18 protein-coding genes are annotated in these 14,220 nt (G+C 72.0%); 10 read left to right on the forward strand and 8 right to left on the reverse strand.

Features of this window, described 5'->3' with window-relative positions; translation table 11 throughout:
* Positions 1 to 682: 682 nt before the first annotated feature.
* A complete protein-coding gene (locus ACFW2Y_RS29100; RefSeq protein WP_384885129.1) occupies positions 683 to 976 on the forward strand; it encodes a hypothetical protein in 294 nt (97 codons plus the stop codon).
* Between the two features lie 972 nt (positions 977 to 1,948).
* Here ACFW2Y_RS29100 and ACFW2Y_RS29105 read toward each other — a convergent pair.
* Positions 1,949 to 2,245, reverse strand: a complete 297-nt coding sequence (locus ACFW2Y_RS29105) for a hypothetical protein (RefSeq protein WP_384885130.1) — start codon at positions 2,243 to 2,245, stop codon at positions 1,949 to 1,951.
* 377 nt (positions 2,246 to 2,622) lie between these two features.
* Between ACFW2Y_RS29105 and ACFW2Y_RS29110 the strand changes: the two genes are divergently transcribed.
* The 3 genes from ACFW2Y_RS29110 (at position 2,623) to ACFW2Y_RS29120 (ending at position 5,677) form a co-directional block, all read left to right on the forward strand.
* Positions 2,623 to 3,384 (forward strand): hypothetical protein, encoded by a 762-nt coding sequence (locus tag ACFW2Y_RS29110; protein WP_384885131.1) that lies wholly within the window; start codon positions 2,623 to 2,625, stop codon positions 3,382 to 3,384.
* A 58-nt stretch (positions 3,385 to 3,442) separates the two neighbouring features.
* Positions 3,443 to 3,940 (forward strand): carboxymuconolactone decarboxylase family protein, encoded by a 498-nt coding sequence (locus tag ACFW2Y_RS29115; RefSeq protein WP_384885133.1) that lies wholly within the window; start codon positions 3,443 to 3,445, stop codon positions 3,938 to 3,940.
* A gap of 225 nt (positions 3,941 to 4,165) precedes the next feature.
* The gene (locus ACFW2Y_RS29120) at positions 4,166 to 5,677 is read left to right on the forward strand and encodes a multicopper oxidase family protein (RefSeq protein ID WP_384885135.1); all 1,512 of its coding nucleotides are present in this window, start codon (positions 4,166 to 4,168) and stop codon (positions 5,675 to 5,677) included.
* A gap of 78 nt (positions 5,678 to 5,755) precedes the next feature.
* Here the strand turns inward: ACFW2Y_RS29120 and ACFW2Y_RS29125 are convergent, their stop codons facing one another.
* The 5 genes from ACFW2Y_RS29125 to ACFW2Y_RS29145 form a co-directional block, all read right to left on the reverse strand.
* Positions 5,756 to 7,054, reverse strand: a complete 1,299-nt coding sequence (locus ACFW2Y_RS29125; protein ID WP_384885137.1) for an MFS transporter — start codon at positions 7,052 to 7,054, stop codon at positions 5,756 to 5,758.
* A 24-nt stretch (positions 7,055 to 7,078) separates the two neighbouring features.
* Positions 7,079 to 7,618, reverse strand: coding sequence for a carboxymuconolactone decarboxylase family protein (locus tag ACFW2Y_RS29130; protein WP_384885139.1), 540 nt, complete (start codon positions 7,616 to 7,618; stop codon positions 7,079 to 7,081).
* 313 nt (positions 7,619 to 7,931) lie between these two features.
* A complete protein-coding gene (locus ACFW2Y_RS29135) occupies positions 7,932 to 8,057 on the reverse strand; it encodes a hypothetical protein (RefSeq protein WP_384885140.1) in 126 nt (41 codons plus the stop codon).
* Between the two features lie 184 nt (positions 8,058 to 8,241).
* Positions 8,242 to 8,694 carry a response regulator transcription factor gene (locus ACFW2Y_RS29140; RefSeq protein WP_384885142.1) on the reverse strand — a complete coding sequence of 151 codons (453 nt, stop codon included), beginning with the start codon at positions 8,692 to 8,694 and terminating at the stop codon, positions 8,242 to 8,244.
* A 292-nt stretch (positions 8,695 to 8,986) separates the two neighbouring features.
* Positions 8,987 to 9,154, reverse strand: coding sequence for a hypothetical protein (locus ACFW2Y_RS29145; RefSeq protein ID WP_384885144.1), 168 nt, complete (start codon positions 9,152 to 9,154; stop codon positions 8,987 to 8,989).
* 109 nt (positions 9,155 to 9,263) lie between these two features.
* Between ACFW2Y_RS29145 and ACFW2Y_RS29150 the strand changes: the two genes are divergently transcribed.
* The 6 genes from ACFW2Y_RS29150 to ACFW2Y_RS29175 all read left to right on the forward strand — a co-directional run bounded on the left by ACFW2Y_RS29150 (position 9,264) and on the right by ACFW2Y_RS29175 (position 13,060).
* Entirely contained in the window at positions 9,264 to 9,539 is a 276-nt protein-coding gene (locus ACFW2Y_RS29150; protein ID WP_384885145.1) for a hypothetical protein, read from the forward strand.
* A 286-nt stretch (positions 9,540 to 9,825) separates the two neighbouring features.
* Positions 9,826 to 10,374, forward strand: coding sequence for a carboxymuconolactone decarboxylase family protein (locus ACFW2Y_RS29155; protein ID WP_384885146.1), 549 nt, complete (start codon positions 9,826 to 9,828; stop codon positions 10,372 to 10,374).
* Between the two features lie 118 nt (positions 10,375 to 10,492).
* Positions 10,493 to 11,485, forward strand: coding sequence for an oxidoreductase (locus tag ACFW2Y_RS29160; protein WP_384885148.1), 993 nt, complete (start codon positions 10,493 to 10,495; stop codon positions 11,483 to 11,485).
* Positions 11,482 to 11,769, forward strand: coding sequence for a hypothetical protein (locus ACFW2Y_RS29165; RefSeq protein ID WP_384885150.1), 288 nt, complete (start codon positions 11,482 to 11,484; stop codon positions 11,767 to 11,769). Before ACFW2Y_RS29160 ends, ACFW2Y_RS29165 begins: the two co-directional genes overlap by 4 nt.
* A 281-nt stretch (positions 11,770 to 12,050) precedes the next feature.
* Positions 12,051 to 12,311 carry a hypothetical protein gene (locus tag ACFW2Y_RS29170; RefSeq protein WP_384885151.1) on the forward strand — a complete coding sequence of 87 codons (261 nt, stop codon included), beginning with the start codon at positions 12,051 to 12,053 and terminating at the stop codon, positions 12,309 to 12,311.
* A 68-nt stretch (positions 12,312 to 12,379) separates the two neighbouring features.
* A complete protein-coding gene (locus ACFW2Y_RS29175; RefSeq protein ID WP_384885153.1) occupies positions 12,380 to 13,060 on the forward strand; it encodes a hypothetical protein in 681 nt (226 codons plus the stop codon).
* Here ACFW2Y_RS29175 and ACFW2Y_RS29180 read toward each other — a convergent pair.
* Together ACFW2Y_RS29180 and metK are read right to left on the reverse strand one after the other, a co-directional pair.
* Complete coding sequence (locus tag ACFW2Y_RS29180; RefSeq protein WP_384885154.1) at positions 12,991 to 13,434, reverse strand: hypothetical protein; 444 nt, start codon at positions 13,432 to 13,434, stop codon at positions 12,991 to 12,993. The genes ACFW2Y_RS29175 and ACFW2Y_RS29180 overlap by 70 nt on opposite strands.
* 48 nt (positions 13,435 to 13,482) lie before the next feature.
* The coding region (gene metK, locus ACFW2Y_RS29185) for a methionine adenosyltransferase (protein WP_384885155.1) at positions 13,483 to 14,220 on the reverse strand (738 nt) is incomplete at its 5' end.

The following is a 14,220-nucleotide window of genomic DNA, read 5'->3' on the forward strand; positions in this document are numbered from 1 at the left end:
GAGGCCCTGCCTTCATGCCCACAGCCGGCCACGATCACCCGATCGAGACTCCCGTTCGACGCCCACCCCTCAAGACCGGAACGACAACAGCTACTTAAGGGCCTCAGAACCCCGCAGACGGGCGCACAGGGCCGGGAAAGATCATACGTGGGGTGGGTGCCGCATCCGCTACCTGCCGACGGGAATGGGACTGTCGGCAGGCGGCACTGCACGGATCCGTCCGCGAGGTCAAACGTCGGGTGTGTCAGAGCCGTCTTGTGGTGAACAAGGTGGTCCCGTGTACCGCGTGAACTTCCTTCCGATCGGTCTCGGTAAACCCGACCTTGGCCAGCACTCTGCGAGAAGCGGTGTTCCAGTCCCAGACGGTGTGAACGCCGCCGCAATTCCCCACCCCCAGCGTCACGGAATGGGCCATGGGGATGGCGGAGGTGCGTCGTTGTCTCCATGGGGATGCCACACCCTCCCGGGCCGCCCGATAGTCAGCCGAGGTTCAGCGACGGGGCGGGCAGTCAAGGATGAGCGCAGCTCATCGCCTTGGCGACGCCGCAGGCGTCCTTGACGGCCCGGCTCGGCCCGCACACTTCGAGATCGGGCGGCCCTTTCGGTCGGCACGGTCATGCCGAGGCCGGCATGTGCTGCTCCCCGCGCACGCGGGGATGGTCCCGAGGACGCCGTGCTCAACATGCCGCCCTATCAGATGTGGGTCCGCGGCGCGGTCGAGCTGGGCGAGTGGTGGCTCGGCGCGGGCTGCGGCTGTCGCGGATCGCGGCTGCTGGCCGTCGAGGCGAACGGCTCGCCCGCCTTCGCGCAGTACCGGCCGGCCGAGGACAAGAACGGCTGGACGCCGTGGGGAATCACGGTGCTGGAGATCACTGACGGCCGGATCGCCGCCATGACCAACCACATGGACACCGACCGCCTGTTCCCGCTGTGGGGTCTGCCCATGCGGTTGCCCGCCACCGCCGCCGGTGCCTGACGGGACCTCGTGCCGCAGCGTCTCCGTCAGGTGGGTCGGCGCCGGTAACAGCCCGAGGCGCTGACCGGCACCGCGCAGGACCTGGTCGGGGGTAGTCACCTCCCGGACCATGGCCGGGCGTCGGATTGCCCGGTGAGCAGCAGTGCCAGGGGGTCCTGCAGAGCCGCCTTCACCGGGACGGCAGTGGCGCGGAGAGCGACAGTCCGCAGTTGCTGGGGCCTCCCGGCGGTCCGCGACTCCGCGACGGGCACGACCCGACGAAAAGATCTTGAGAGATTTCCGCAGGGCCGTCGATCCGATGTCGATACGGAGGGCGGCACGGATGCCGCGGCGGCGTCGGATGCCCTGGAGGCCGAGGTCGGAGACTGTCCTCGCAGGAGCGGGGGCTCTTTCTCGCGGGGGCTCGCGCCCGTTCCGCACAGCGTCGGTCCCGTCGTCGGCATCCCGCTCAGGCGCGCGAAAGCACAGCCGTCGAGGAGCGGGACGACAGCCTCGGGGTGGGCCCCGCACCGCGCGAGGAGGGGGAGCGGAAGCCTGAGAACGGGCAGGTGCCCGCGGGCAGGCCTCGCCCACCGTCGCCTTGGGATTGCCCGGACGGCCGAGGCGACGCTTTCGACCGCGCGGGTGGCGCTTGCGGACCGCTTCGTGCAGAGCCGGTTCCGCGCCGCGGCCGCCCTCGCAGGTCCACGGCACCGACAAGAGCGCTGGCAGACCGGCCCGCGAGGAGGACAACCGCTTGCCCGTGTCGCCGGGCGCGTCGCCAGACTCAGGTGTCGGACGTCAGGGAGGAGGCGCAGCCCGCGCGGACCGCAGTGGAACGGTTCACCGTGGGCACCGGACTTCTCGGCATCGTCGCTCCCGCCAGCGGCAGGACGATCGACAAGGCCTTCCGCACGCGCCTCTGCCCGGGTTCTCGGGCAGGACCCGCACCGTGGTGTCGCCCGTCACCGTCACTTGGGAGACTGGGCCCGCTCAGGCTTCGGGGCGTGTGCGGTTCGCGGTGCGGAAGCCGTGACGGGCGCGCCAGGACAGGACCGACCAGCGGGACTGGGCGGAGAGCAGGGACCCCGTGCTCAGCCAGGAGGCGGTGGAGAGGAGGGAGAGAGCGGAGCCGATCGAGCCGGCGGACAGGACGCTCCCCACGGAGCCGATCGAGAGGACGCTGCCGACGGAGCCGATGGACAGGACGGATCCGACGGAGCCGATGGACAGGATCGACTCCTCGGAACCGATGGAGAGGAACGATCCGCGAGAGCGTGGCAGGGGCATGGGGGCATCGTGTCAGCTGTGGGGCGGGGCGGGGACAGGACTTGGCGCAGTCGGCGCGGGGCGTGGTGACGGCACGGCAGGAGGTGCGGCGCGGGAGTGTCGTGGCGAGCATCGTTGCCGGACCGTCGGCCCGATGCTCACCGCCCACGGAGGGGGAACCATGAGGAAGACCGGCCGTTTCGGGGTCTATCTGACCGCCGCGGTCACCGCGCTCGACATCGCACTCGTGCCGCAGCCCGCCGCCGCGGACTGCACGTACACGTCCAGCGGTCTGGTGCCGCTGAACGATCTGGGGACGGGTACGTACAACGGTCTGACCGGCGGTCTGTATCCGGGGGGGCAGCAACGTCCGGCCCGCCGCGCACACCGCGGCGGGGGTGGACCTCGCCCAGAACGCGGTGCTGCCGCGCAATGCCGCCGGTCAGGTCGATCCGGTCAACGGCAAGGTGGTGCTGATCTCGATCGGCATGTCCAACACGACGCAGGAGTTCCAGAAGTCCGTCGCGGCGACGAAGACGTACGGAAACCTGAGCGACAAGCTCGTGATCGTCGACGGCGCGCAGGGCGGCAAGGACGCCTCCGCCTGGGCGAACCCTTCGGACGCCACCTGGTCGGTGCTGGCTAGCCGGCTGTCGAACGCCAATGTGACGCCGGCGCAGGTGCAGGCGGTGTGGCTGAAGGAGCAGTTCGTCGGGGACGACCTGGGGGCGTTCCCGCAGGGTGCGCAGAACCCGCGGAACTCGCTGGCCTCGATCGCGCGCAACGCCCGGGCGAAGTACCCCAACCTGGCGCTCGGCTATGTCGCCAGCCGCATCTACACCTACGCGCCGGCGCGCAGCGCGGGCGCGTACCAGCAGGGCTGGGCGGTCAAGAAGCTGATCCAGGACCAGATCAACGGGGCCTCGGACCTGACCTACGGGGTGGGCGGGGTCGCGCCGTGGCTGTCGTGGGGGCCGTACATGTGGGCTGACGGGGTGGCCGGCGGTGCGCCGGGGCGGAGCGACGGGCTGGAGTGGGCGTGCTCGGATCTGGAGTCGGACGGGGTGCACCCTTCTGCCTCGGGTGAGCAGAAGGTCGCGAACCTGGTGCTGAACCAGTTGTCGACGGACCCGACGTCCACTCCGTGGTTCAACCGGTAGGGGGCCGGAGGTGCCGTACATCGAGATTCCTTCACGGGTGCCGGGGATCCGGGGCCTGATGGCGAGCAAGCCGGCTTCGGGTCGGCTGCTGAGCGGGCTGGCCGAGCAGTTGTTGCGGGGTGACTCGCCGCTGTCGGTGGGTGAGCGGGAGCTGATCGCCGCGTACGTGTCGTACGGCAACGTGACGCGGTACTGCACGGGGTCGCACACCGCAGCCGCGGCACACGCCCATGGCGGGGACTACGCGCTGGTGGAGGCCGTGCAGAAGGACCTGGCGACGGCGCCGGTGAGCGCGCGGATGCGGGCGCTGCTGGCGCTTGCGGGGAAGGTGCGGAGTGATGCCCGCACGGTGGCCGAGGAGGATGTTGCGGCCGCGCGGGCGGCGGGCGCGGACGACGAGACGGTCCATGACACGGTGCTGATCGCTGCGGCGTTCTGCATGTTCAACCGGTACGTCGACGGGCTCGGGGCCATCACTCCGGAGGATCCCGCGGTGTACGACCGGATCGGGGCGACGCTGGTGGCCGAGGGGTATCTGCCACAGGGCTCGGGCTGACGCCGGGGGAACGGGTGTCCTGTGGGGCTCCGGCGGTCGCTTGCCGCCGGAACTCTTCGCCCTGCGGGAAACACAGCACGCGCGAAGATGCCCGGTGGAGCTGATCACCACCAGGATCGATGAGCGATTTTCTGTTCGACTCGGGGGTGAGTGGCTTCTGCTCGCGCGGGTTCCCAGCGAGCTGGACGGTCGCCTTCTTCCGGCTCTCACCGAAGTGGGGAACAGATGCTGAACAGACGGCGGTTGCTGGCGATGGGCGGCGGTGCGGCGACGGCCGGCGGTGCGCTGTTGTGGTGGGGGCAGAGCGCGGCAGGTGCCGAGGCTGACGCGTCGGCCGCTCCGGTCGCCGGCCCCCACGCCCGTCACAAGGGCACGGCGGCGCCGGCGGCGGCCGAGCCGACGGCGGGGACCGGCACACCTCCGCCGCACACGGCGTTCTCGGAGGAGCTGCCGGTGCCCCGGGTGCTCAGGCCGGTGTCCTCGTTCGGTGACACCGATGTGTACGAGCTGGCGATGCAGCACGCGCAGGCGGAGTTCTTCCCGGGCCGTCCCACACCGGTGCTCACCTTCGGCGGGCAGTTCATCGGTCCGACGATCCGTGCCAAGGCCGGTCGCCGGGTGAAGGTGCGGTACGTCAACCGGCTCGACCGGGCGGCGACCGTCCACCTGCACGGCGGGCACGTGCCGCCGGGGAGCGACGGCTTTCCGATGGACCTGCTCGAACCGGGCACGTCCCGGGTCTTCGACTACCCGAACCGGCAGCGGGGCGCGACGCTCTGGTATCACGACCACACGTGTTCCAAGGAAGCCGAGCACGTGTACCGGGGGCTGGCCGGGTTCTATCTGATCGAGGGCCAGGACGAAGCGAGGCTGGGGCTGCCCCGGGGCGCGTACGACGTGCCGATCATGATCCGTGACGCGCGTTTCGACGAGAACGGCGGCATGATCTTCGAGCCGAGCCCGCTGCCGACGACGCTGCACGTCAACGGGCGGCAGAAGCCCTACTTCCGGGTGGACGCGCGCAAGTACCGCTTCCGGGTGCTCAACGCGACTCTGCACCGGAACGTCGAGCTGGACCTGGGTGGTCTGGACATGGTGCAGATCGCCAGCGACGGCGGGCTGTTGCCGGAGCCGCTCCCCCGCAAGAAGATCATGATTGTGCCGGGTGAGCGGGTCGAGATCGTGGTGGACTTCTCGGCTCAGGCCGTCGGCAGCAAGCTGGTGCTCAACGACGTGTTCGACGGCGCCGACGAGCCGGTGATGCGGTTCGACGTGACCCGTCGGGTGGTCGACCCGAGCCGGGTTCCGGGCAGGCTGCGTGAACTGCCCGCGCTGCCGGCCGCGACGGTCGAGCGGGACGTGAAGCTGTCGTTCTCGCCGTCGGGCGAGGAGTTCGCCATCAACGACAAGACGTTCGACCCGAACCGGGTCGACACGCGGATCGTGGAGGGCACCACCGAGATTTGGCGGGTCACGAACACCGACCCCGCCGACACTCCGTTCGGCCCGGTCAACCACACCTTCCACATGCACCTGGTGCCGTTCCGGGTGCTCGACCGGAACGGCGAGCCACCGCTGCCGGGCGAGAACGGGCTGAAGGACACGGTGCTGGTGCGGCCCGGTGAGACGGTGCGGGTACAGGCCACGTTCAGCGGCTACAAGGGCCGCTATCTGTACCACTGCCATCTGCAGGAGCACAGTGACATCGGGATGATGGCGCAGATGGAGATCGTCTGACGCTTCGTCGGAGCGGTGCCGTCGGCCGTGCCGTCGTCGGTCCCGGTCCCCTCGTCGGGGGCCGGGACCGTTGTCGTCTCACCGGACGAGCGTGAGGCCCGAGCGGTCGAGGGCGGGCGTGGCGGAGCGAAGCGTGCGGCGGGCCAGCAGGGTGGCCGGGATCGACAGCAGCACCGCGGCCACGACACCCGCGACGAACCAGCCGTCGGCGTCGTGCTCGGCGGCGTAGGTCGCGGCGGCGGGTCCGACGGCGCCGAGGACGGCGCCGGTGACGGCGTTCGGCAGGCCGACGCCCAGGGCACGGTTCTGCGCCGGGAAGATCTCGGTGAGCAGCTTGGGCAGGACCGAGGTGACGCAGACGAGGTAGACCACGCCGGAGCCGTATGCGAAGAGGAGGCTGGTGAACGTGCCGGTCATCGTCAGGTACGAGACGGAGCCGGTCACGGAGAACAGCACGCCCGCGCCGACCAGGAGGCGGGTGGCTCCGATCCTGTCGGCGAGCAGGCCGATGGGCACGTTGAGGACCATCATCAGCGCCGTGGCGGTCACCACGGCCCACAGCATGGTGCCGGGTGGCGCGAGACGGCCGCCGAGAGCGGGGACGGCTGACGGCCAGGTGCCGCCGACGGCGCCGCTGCCGGCGACCAGCAGGACGGCGAGCAGCACTTGGCGGCGGTGGGTGGAGAGGACCTGGCGCAGCGAGCCGCGGTCGCGGCGGGTGCGGACCTCGCGTTCGAAGACCTCGGTCTCGGCGAGGCGGCTGCGCAGCATGAGCAGGACGAGGCCGAGCATGCCGCCGACGAGGAACGGCACCCGCCAGCCCCAGTCGGCCATCGTGGCCGGACCGAGCGCGGCGGTGAGGACGGCGCCGAGGAGGGAGGCGGTGAACGCGCCCGCGCAGGTGGTGAGCGAGAACAGGCTGCCGTAGGTGGACTTGCGGTGCTCGGGGGCGACCTCCATGAGGTACGTGGTCGCCGCGGGCCATTCGCCGCCGTGGGAGATGCCCTGCGCCATGCGGGCGAGGAGCAGCAGTACGGGGGCGAGCAGGCCTATGTGGGCGTGGCCGGGGGTGAGGCCGATGAGGAGCGATCCGCCCGCCATGAGGGAGACGGCGAGCATGAGGGCGGGGCGGCGGCCGCGGCGGTCAGCGTAGCGGCCGAGGAGGACGCCGCCGAGCGGGCGCATGAGGACGCCGACGCCGAGGACGGCGAAGACGCCGAGGAGGGAGGTGAGGGCGTTGTCGGAGGGGAAGAACTGAGCGGCGAACAGCGGTGCGAACAGGCCGTAGCCGAGCCAGTCGAAGGATTCGATGAAGTTGCCGACGACGGTGGCGGTGACCGCGCGGCGGTGGTCCTTCTTCGGAGGGTGCGCAGACATGGTGGGCCGTTTCTCGGTCGGCGGTCAGACGGCGGCGGCGTAGCCGTGTGCGGTGATGCGGCGGCCGGCCTCGTCGTAGTAGTCGGGGGCGGTGGGAAGGGTGGTCGCCAGGCCGCTGACGTAGCGGTTGTACATGCAGAAGGCGGCGGCGATGAGCACGGTGTCGTGCAGGTGGGTGTCGGTGGCGCCGGCGGCGCGGGCGGCGGCGATCGTGGCGTCGTTCACCGGTGCGGCTTCGGCCTGGACCTCGGCGGCGACGCGGAGCAGGGCCCGTACGAGGGGGGTGACGTCGGCGGTGTCGGGGTCGTGCCGCACCGCATTGACCAGGGCGGCGCCGCCTTCGAGCTGGGCTGCGGCCGCCGCACCGTGGGTGTCGGCGCAGAAGCGGGTGGCGTTGAGTTCGGAGACGTACGCGGCGATCAGTTCGCGCTCTCCCCGGGTGAGGGGCGAGGGGCCGCGCAGCAGGGTGTCCGCGAGGTCGTTGAGGGGGACGGCCGTGTCGGGGCGGTCGGTCATCAGACCGCGGATGCCCGGGAGGTCGTTGGCGAGGGTGATGTGCGGCACCGGTGGGTCCTTAGCTGGTCGGGACGGAGGTCGCGGCCTCATCCTGGGCATGTGCGGGAGCCGCCTGCCAACTCCTCGCTTGCCGAGCCGAGTGGACGCCGTCCCGTGGGCGGGTCGGCGGTCCGGACCGGGGTGGTGTGCCGACGCGGGCGGCCTTCTCGACGACGTGGGCCGGGCAGCCGTCGTGATCTCGGCCGGTGCGGGGCGAGGGGGGGCGAGGGCGGTGTGCACGGTCGTGGGCGGTCGAACGGGAGAACGGCCGACGCGGCCGGCGCCCTCGCTCGGGACTACCGGCCGCGTTACGGTGCGGGCCTCAGTGGCCGACGTCCTGGCGCGGATCGGAATCGGCCTCGAAGCCGAAGCGGTCGTCCTCGACGATATCCGTCACCAGGTTCTTGAAATTCTCCCAGGACGTGTTTCCCTTCCTTTTGGTCGGCATGGATTCTCAGAGGTGCTGCTTCCTCAGCGATCGGTGTGGACGTGGGGAAAAGCGGTTGGAATCGAGCGGTTCCGTCCGGCAGGGATTCGTTTGCTTTCCGGTCCGTTCTGAAAGTGACTCTGGCACGGCTTCACGGGGGCTGTCAGCAGTTTTCGATGGCACAGAACTGCCTGGCATCGTTGTGTCAGAGGAGGCCGCTGCGGGCGGCTTCGAGACCGAGCTGGAAACGGCTGCGGGCTCCGAATCGCTCGGACAGCTGGGAAATGAGCCGGCGTTCGGTGCGCAGCGAGATGCCGAGGCGCCGCGCGGCGGCCTCGTCGGTCAGTCCGTCTGCGAGGTGGCGGAGCAGGGCACGCTCCTGGGAGGTGCAGCCCGTCGCCCCGGGCGCGGGTGTTCCCGGCAGCGGTGCGGCCGCGTCCCACAGCTGCCGGAACAGGATCCGCAGGCCCGCCAGTACGCCCGGTTCGCGCACCAGCACGGCTCCGTCCCCCGGTGCCGCCGGGTCGAGGGGGAGGGCCGCGTCCGATCCGTCCGCGAGGCTCAGCAGCACCGGTAGCGAGGGCAGGAGCCGGACCTCCGCCCCCGCCGCGACCAGGCGCCGCAGTCCCTCGGTGGGGTCCGTGGCCAGGATCCGCACCCTGACGCCGCGCGTCGCCGTTTCCCCCAGCAGGGGCAGGTCGAGCCGCCACGGGTCGTCGGCGTCGGCGTCCGCCGCCGGGGAGGGTGCCAGGGCGAGGAACTCGTCGATGGCCCGGGCTGCGAGGTCGGCCTGTGTCCTGCGGACGGCCTCGGCTCCGGCGAAGCGTTCCGTCCCTCCGCCAGGCAGCGGTTCGCGGCCCAGCGCCGTGTACTCCGTGAGCAGGTCGGCGACCGCGGCCCGGGTCGCGTCGATCTCCAGCTGGGCACGGGCGAGTTCCGACTGCCGGCGTTCAGCAGGGCGCCCAGACCGGCCCGGGGCGGCACCAATCGGCCCGGACGACGGTGTGCCGGTCGGTGTCCAGGGCTCCGGCCAGCCGGTCCACGCCCCAGCCCGGATGCGTCAGCATCAGCCGGTAGACGACTTCCGTGCCCGAATCCAGTCCGAGAACCTCCAGCATCGGAAACCCCCTGAGTCGTCTGCGGGTGCCGGGCACATGCGTGCCACGGCATGTTCGTGGCCGGTGCCGGCTCTGGGACCGGGCCGGGTGGGTGCGGCACACTCGGTGCGTGCACCTCGTCGAGTTCGCGTTCACCAAGCCGCCGGATGCGCCCGAGGCGTCTTACGACGCCCTGGTGGCCGCCCTGTGGGCGGTGTGCGGGCCTGACGACGGCGTGGAGCACGTGCGGGTCCACACCAGCCGGGCCGGTGCCCGGGGCGCGGCGTTCCTGCTGGCCCCGGACGTCGCGCACGCCGTCCAGCGGTGTCGCGCGGTGTGCCAGCGCGCCCTGGCGGGCTCCCCGGTGCTGCACGGCTGGCGGCTGGCGCGGCCCGCCGTCGCCTGAGGGCGCGCGACAGGGGGCGGAGCCTCGCGGGGCCGGGGCCCGGGAGGCAGAGCGGCGCGACGTGATCGGGGTGGTACGGCCACCTGCCGAAGTCTCCGCGTTCCGCGAGCTGTTCCTTGCCACGTCCTCATTCTTGGACTAGCGGACGGCCGGACGCTTCTCTCTGTGTGCGGAGCTGCGGACCGCGGCACGAGGTGAGGTCCGCACGCCAGGAGTTGGCCGCCCGGGCCGAGGCTTCCGACGATGGGGCGTTCCGTACCGCCGCCGAGACGACGAGGACCCACCGGTGCCCCACATCGAGATCGCCAACGACCTTCCCGGCATCAGCGGGCTGATGGCGCAGCGCCCCGACACGGGCAAGGTGCTGTCCGCCGTCGTCGAGACGCTGCTGCGCAGTGGCCCCTCCCCGCTCTCCCGGGGCGAGCGCGAGCTGATCGCCGCGTACGTCTCGCACCTGAACCGCACCGACTTCTGTGCCGACTCGCACGGCGCGTTCGCCGCCGCGCAGCTCGACGGTGGTGCCGAGCTCGTCGACGCGGTGCGTGCCGACGTCGCCACCGCGTCGGTCTCCCCGCTGCTCAAGGCCCTGCTCGGGGTCGCGGCCGAGGTGCAGGCGAAGGCCGCGCCGGTGACCGACGAGGCGATCGCGGCGGCCCGGGCGGCGGGTGCGACCGACACCCATCTGCACGACACGGTGCTGATCGCCGCCGCGTTCTCCATGTTCAACCGGTACGTGAACGGGCTCGCGACCGATGTCCCGGCGGACCCGGCGTTCTACGACGTCGCGGCCGAGCTGATCGTCGAGCACGGGTACGGCGCCGCCCTGGCGACGTGACCCGAGCGGGATGCTCCCGGCCCGGCCCTGTTCAGCTCTTCCCTTTCCGTTCCGTTCCGTTCTTCCCTTCCTGTTCTGTTCTGTTCTGTCCTGTCGGTTCGTCGTCCGAGGAGGCGTCATGGGGTGGACCACCGAGCACGTTCCCGACCAGAGCGGCAGGACCGCGCTGGTCACCGGTGCCTCCGGGGGCATCGGCTTCGAGACCGCCCGGGTGCTCGCGGCACGCGGCGCGCACGTCGTCCTCGCCTGCCGGGACGCCGAGCGGGGCCGTGCCGCGGCCGAGCGCATCGACGGCAGCACCGAGGTCGTCCCGCTGGACCTGGCGTCGCTCACCTCGGTGCGGCGGACGGCCGGGATCGTCCGCGAGCGGCACCGGCGGCTCGACCTGCTGGTCAACAACGCCGGAGTGATGTTCCCGTCGTACCGGCGCACCGAGGACGGATTCGAGACGCACCTGGGCGTCAACCACCTCGGGCACTTCGCGCTCACCGGGCTGCTGATCGATCTGATGACCTCGGTGCCCGGCTCCCGGGTGGTGACGGTCGCGAGCCTCGCGCACCGGATCGGCTTCGGCCGCCTGGACGAGGGGGCGGCCCGGTCCTTGACGGGGCGGCGTTCCATGACGGCGTACGGGCGCTCGAAGCTGGCGAATCTGCTGTTCGCGCGGGAGTTGCAGCACCGGCTCGCCGTGGCGGGCGCGGCCACCGTGTCGGTCGCCGCACACCCCGGGCTGTCGCCGACCGCCCTGTGGCACGGCGATCCACCCGCCCCGGCACGGCCGCTGGCCGCCGCGGGGATGCGGTGGCTGGCCCAGCCGGTCGAGGCGGCCGCCCTGCCGTCGTTGCGTGCCGCCGTCGATCCGGCGGTGCGCGGAGACGCATACCTCGGCCCTTCGGAGCGGTTCGGTGGTCGCGGCGCGCCCGAACCCGCCCGCTCCAGCAGGGCGGCGCGGAGCAAGGCGGGGCGGGGGCGCCTGTGGACGCTGTCGGAGAAGCTGACCGGGGTTCGGTACGCATGCGAGCCCTCGGCCCTCGAAACATCCGCGGCGGTGACCGAGGCGGCCCCCGCGCCCGCCGTCATGGGGTGCCCGGTGAGGGGTGGGCGGATATGAGCGGGGGCGCGGACGTCGGTCCGGCGGCCGGGAGGAGCCGGGGCGCGGCCGAGCGGAGCGTGCCGGCCGGGGTGGGTGTCGCGGCCGAGGTCGGTGCGGGCATCGAGCGGCCGGAGCGGTTCCGGCCGGTGGCGGCCTGGGCCTGGATGTGGCGCAGCTTCGACATGGAGCTGCCGGACGTCACCGGCGCGGCGTGGCGGGCGGAGCCGGGTACCGAGGCGCTCCCGGCTCGCGCGGCCGAGGCGGCCGGATACGCGCGGTACGCCGCTCACGGGCCCTGGTAGCGAAGCGCGGCCCAGCCGGAACGGCCCCGGGCACGGAGCGAACGGGCGGCGGGCGGTCCGGTGGTGCGGCCCGTCGGGAGAGGGCATCGGGGTGCGTCCGGCCGGGGCACCATGCACCCTCCCTCTGGGGAAGCGCGTTCCTCAGAGGCGACTTCCCGAAGCCGCGATCCAGGCTTCCTCCATCGTGCTGGGTGCGTCTTCTGGACAGTGCGCGGGGTCGGCCCGGGCCTAGCGTGGCGCCACGACACGCCCCCACCCCCCGTCTGGAAAGGCGACCCGCCATGGCGCAGACCACGCAGCGGCCCGCTCCGGCCCGGTCCCGGCCGCAGCAACACCCGGCCGGGAGACCCGGCTCCGGCAACCCAAACTCCTCGTTCTTCTTCAACGGTCACGTGCCGCGCCGTCGTGCGCTGGTGATCGGCGTCAGCGCACTGCTCGGCTTCGCGCTCACCGTGGTGTGGTCGGCGCAGTTCGTCGACAGGACCATCGGCGACACCATCGCGGACACGCTGCTCGGGCACCCGGCCAAGGGCACCCGATAGCGGGCGCGCTCGCCGGGCTCGTGTTCGCGCTGGTCACCGGTATCGCGGGGACGTTCACCGCGTGCAACGTGGCCGTGTTCAGCGCGCTCGCCCCGCTGACCGGCGCCCGGGCCACCTCCCGGCGCGGACGGATGGCCGCCGCGCTGCGGCCGCTCGGCCGGCTCGCACTCGGTGCGATCGTGGTGTCGGCGGTGTACGGCATGGTGGTGGGCGTGCTCGGTACGGGCATGCCGCAGTTCGACGAGAGCCAGGGGGGCGGCGGGTTCTCCGGGCGGCTGATCCAGGCGATGGTGGTCTACGGGCTGCTCGGCGCGGTCATGACGTACCTGGGCCTCGCCGCCCTCGGGGTGGTGCGCGATCCGCTGACGCGGGTGACCCGGATGTGGCCGGACGCCCCGATGTTCTTCATGGGCGGGCTGATCGGCGCGTTCCTCATCGGACGGCCCTTCCCCTTGTTCCGCCAGCTGTTCCGGGATGCCGCCGCGAGCCGCAACTCGTTGTACGCGGGGCTGGAGTTCGCGCTGCAGAGCCTCGGCAACATCCTGGTGATGGGGCTGGTGTTCCTGCTGGTCACCGGCTTCTTCGGGGACCGGCTGCACAGGTGGCTGACCCGGCGGCCGAGCCGGGCGTCGGCGCTGATGGCGGGGGCGTTCATCGCGGCCGGCGTGTTCATGATCCTTTACTGGGACGTGCGGATGCTGGCCCGGCGTGACCTCATCTGGTACCCGCTGGCGCCCTGGGCCGCCTGAGCGGCGGAGCCGGCCGTGGCGATGGCGGTGACGAGTTCGCCCGCCGCGTCGACGATGTCGAGCGAGGTCAGCTCGGGCTCGTCCAGGACCGGCACCAGGTCGGCGAGAAGCTGGGCGAAGCGTCCGTCGTTCTCGTACGTCATCGCCAGGTCGCCCTCCCACAGGGCGGCGCGGACGCGGCGGGCGGTGAGGATGCCGTCGGCCTCGGTGGAGGCGAGGAGCAGCTCGGCGACCCGCTTCTCCAGCGGGGTCGGTGCCCAGGCGCCGGCGCGGAGGTCAGCGACGAGTGCCTCGACGCGGCCGCGGGCGCGGTCGGTGGCGACGGGCTCCAGGAAGAAGGGGGTGCTGAGGTGGGTGGGAACGGGGGCGGCCATGGTGGTCCTCTCGTGGGGCGGGTGGGCGGGTAGCGCCACGGCTGGGTGTCAGCCGAGTCCGGCTGCGGTGCGCAGGGCGGCGGCGCGGTCGGTGCGCTCCCAGGTGAAGTCCGGCAGCTCGCGGCCGAAGTGGCCGTAGGCGGCGGTCTGGGAGTAGATCGGGCGCAGCAGGTCGAGGTCGCGGATGATCGCGGCAGGGCGGAGGTCGAAGACCTCGCCGATGGCCCGCTCGATGAGGTGGAGCGGGATCTCCTCGGTGCCGAAGGTCTCGACGAAGAGACCGACGGGCTCGGCCTTGCCGATCGCGTAGGCGACCTGGACCTCGCAGCGCGCGGCGAGACCGGCGGCGACGACGTTCTTGGCGACCCAGCGCATGGCGTAGGCGGCGGAGCGGTCGACCTTCGACGGGTCCTTGCCGGAGAAGGCGCCGCCACCGTGGCGGGCCATGCCGCCGTAGGTGTCGATGATGATCTTGCGACCGGTGAGGCCGGCGTCGCCCATCGGGCCGCCGATCTCGAAGCGGCCGGTCGGGTTGACCAGGAGCCGGTAGCCGTCGGTGTCGAGCTTGATGCCGTCCTCGACGAGCTGCCCCAGCACGTGCTCCACGACGAACTCGCGGATGTCGGGCGCGAGCAGCGACTCCAGGTCGATGTCGGAGGCGTGCTGCGAGGAGACGACGACCGTGTCGAGGCGGACGGCCTTGTCGCCGTCGTACTCGATGGTGACCTGGGTCTTGCCGTCGGGACGCAGGTACGGGATGGTCCCGTTCTTGCGGACCTCGGTGAG

The sequence above is a fragment of the Streptomyces sp. NPDC058877 genome (assembly GCF_042742855.1).
Classification (GTDB): domain Bacteria; phylum Actinomycetota; class Actinomycetes; order Streptomycetales; family Streptomycetaceae; genus Streptomyces.

Excerpts from the sequence above, each read along its gene's own strand:
- ACFW2Y_RS29105 (WP_384885130.1), bottom strand. The coding sequence starts at position 2,245 with ATGCCCCTGCCACGCTCTCGCGGATCGTTCCTCTCCATCGGTTCCGAG.
- ACFW2Y_RS29145 (WP_384885144.1), bottom strand. The coding sequence starts at position 9,154 with ATGCTGGAGGTTCTCGGACTGGATTCGGGCACGGAAGTCGTCTACCGG.
- ACFW2Y_RS29165 (WP_384885150.1), top strand. The coding sequence starts at position 11,482 with ATGAGCGGGGGCGCGGACGTCGGTCCGGCGGCCGGGAGGAGCCGGGGC.
- ACFW2Y_RS29100 (WP_384885129.1), top strand. The coding sequence starts at position 683 with ATGCCGCCCTATCAGATGTGGGTCCGCGGCGCGGTCGAGCTGGGCGAG.
- ACFW2Y_RS29135 (WP_384885140.1), bottom strand. The coding sequence starts at position 8,057 with ATGCCGACCAAAAGGAAGGGAAACACGTCCTGGGAGAATTTCAAGAAC.
- ACFW2Y_RS29115 (WP_384885133.1), top strand. The coding sequence starts at position 3,443 with ATGGCGAGCAAGCCGGCTTCGGGTCGGCTGCTGAGCGGGCTGGCCGAG.
- ACFW2Y_RS29160 (WP_384885148.1), top strand. The coding sequence starts at position 10,493 with ATGGGGTGGACCACCGAGCACGTTCCCGACCAGAGCGGCAGGACCGCG.
- ACFW2Y_RS29180 (WP_384885154.1), bottom strand. The coding sequence starts at position 13,434 with ATGGCCGCCCCCGTTCCCACCCACCTCAGCACCCCCTTCTTCCTGGAG.
- ACFW2Y_RS29170 (WP_384885151.1), top strand. The coding sequence starts at position 12,051 with ATGGCGCAGACCACGCAGCGGCCCGCTCCGGCCCGGTCCCGGCCGCAG.
- ACFW2Y_RS29125 (WP_384885137.1), bottom strand. The coding sequence starts at position 7,054 with ATGTCTGCGCACCCTCCGAAGAAGGACCACCGCCGCGCGGTCACCGCC.
- ACFW2Y_RS29120 (WP_384885135.1), top strand. The coding sequence starts at position 4,166 with ATGCTGAACAGACGGCGGTTGCTGGCGATGGGCGGCGGTGCGGCGACG.